Genomic DNA, 466 nt, shown 5'->3' on the forward strand with positions numbered 1-466 from the left:
GCGTGTTCGATCGCCGCCGGGACGACGTCGGCGAAATCGCTCATCGCCGAGGCGCCGAAGATCACCACCATATCGTTGTCGCGGGCGAGCGAGGTCGCCGCTTCCGCGACGGGCGCGACCTCGTGCGGCGTGCGGCGCTCGGCGGTCAGATGGCTGCCCGAGCGCGCCAGGCGCGCTTCGGTGATGCGCAGCGTCTTGTCGAGCACGTTCGGTTTGACGCCGGGCAGCATCGTCTGGATGACGCCGATACGTATCGGCCGATAGGCGTTGATGCCAAAGATCTCGCCATCGGTGCAGATCCTTGCCACCCGATCGACCAGACTGCCGGCGACGGCGAAGGGAATGATCTTGACCGTGGCCACCATCTGGCCTTTCTCGACCGGCGCATGCTGCGCCAGCGTGGCGATGGTGATGGTCGGATCGACGGCGTTGATGGCGTCGATCATCGCGCGGTCGACCGTGAAAA

The 466-nt window shown here is 66.1% G+C and carries 1 pseudogene; it reads right to left on the reverse strand.

The annotated features are described in order from the left end of the window. Positions 1-466, reverse strand: a pseudogene (locus EN742_RS37290) (4-diphosphocytidyl-2C-methyl-D-erythritol kinase); the annotation flags it as partial.

The organism is Mesorhizobium sp. M4A.F.Ca.ET.020.02.1.1 (assembly GCF_004022645.1).
Lineage (GTDB): Bacteria > Pseudomonadota > Alphaproteobacteria > Rhizobiales > Rhizobiaceae > Mesorhizobium.